General features: G+C 50.1%; 2 protein-coding genes. Both read left to right on the forward strand.

Features of this window, described 5'->3' with window-relative positions; genetic code table 11:
• The coding region (locus KDK18_RS08945; protein ID WP_373691159.1) for a cell division protein FtsZ at window positions 1-689 on the forward strand (689 nt) is incomplete at its 5' end.
• A 93-nt stretch (window positions 690-782) separates the two neighbouring features.
• The coding region (locus KDK18_RS08950; RefSeq protein ID WP_257254558.1) for a UDP-3-O-acyl-N-acetylglucosamine deacetylase at window positions 783-1,125 on the forward strand (343 nt) is incomplete at its 3' end.

Consider the following 1,125-nt stretch of genomic DNA (forward strand, 5'->3'; position numbering starts at 1 on the left):
AGAACCTTCTGCCGGTTTTGGGGCGTGATGTCAGTCTGCTGAACGCATTTGGTGCGGCCAATGACGTTCTGTTAGGCGCAGTTCAGGGTATTTCGGAATTGATTACCCGTGACGGACTGATTAACGTTGACTTTGCTGACGTTCGTACAGTTATGTCTGAAATGGGCATGGCTATGATGGGCACTGGCTCTGCTACAGGCAGTAACAGAGCGATTGAAGCGGCTGAGCGTGCTATCCGCAGCCCTCTCCTGGAGGATGTCAATCTTCAGGGGGCTCGTGGCGTGCTGGTTAATATTACTGCGGGCCTGGATCTTTCTGTAGGTGAATTCCACGAAGTAGGTGATACAGTGCGTGAATTTGCTTCAGATAATGCCACCACCGTGGTGGGCACAGTTATTGATCCGGAAATGACAGATGAATTGAGAGTGACTGTTGTTGCGACCGGTCTGGGAGACGCTGGTGGGGAGCAGGATCAGTCTCTTAAAGTGGTTGAAGGTTCCAAGCCCAAGGCGGTCCGTCCAGATGGTACCCTGAATCTCAAGGAGCTCGATATTCCTCCTCGTGTTCGCAATAAAGCTGCTGAACAGCCCAAGGTTGAGGAAAATGAAAAGCCCCGCAGGCAGGCGCCATCATCTGACAATGTGGATTACCTTGATATACCGGCGTTTTTGCGTCGACAAGCCGATTGAATGAATGACCGGTTGTGTCATATGTAACTTTTGTTACAATGAGTCGTTGCATTCAAATAACAGGGGCCTTAGAGGTCGCGGAATAGCGTTATCATGATCAGACAGCGTACCCTGAAAAATATTATTCGAGCTACGGGAGTGGGGTTACATTCCGGTGAAAAAGTCTATCTGACTCTTAAACCGGCTCCCGTCGATACTGGCATTATCTTCTGTCGCACAGATCTTGATCCTGTGGTGGAAATACCTGCTCGTGCAGAGAATGTCGGAGAAACAACCCTGTGCACCTCTTTGCAGAAGGATGGTGTCCGGGTAGATACCGTTGAACATCTTCTTTCGGCAATGGCGGGGCTGGGTATCGACAATGCCTATGTCGAAGTTAGCACCCATGAAGTGCCGATTATGGACGGTAGTGCCGGGCCTTTTGTTTTTCTGATCC

The sequence above is a fragment of the Endozoicomonas sp. SESOKO3 genome, from assembly GCF_024606255.1.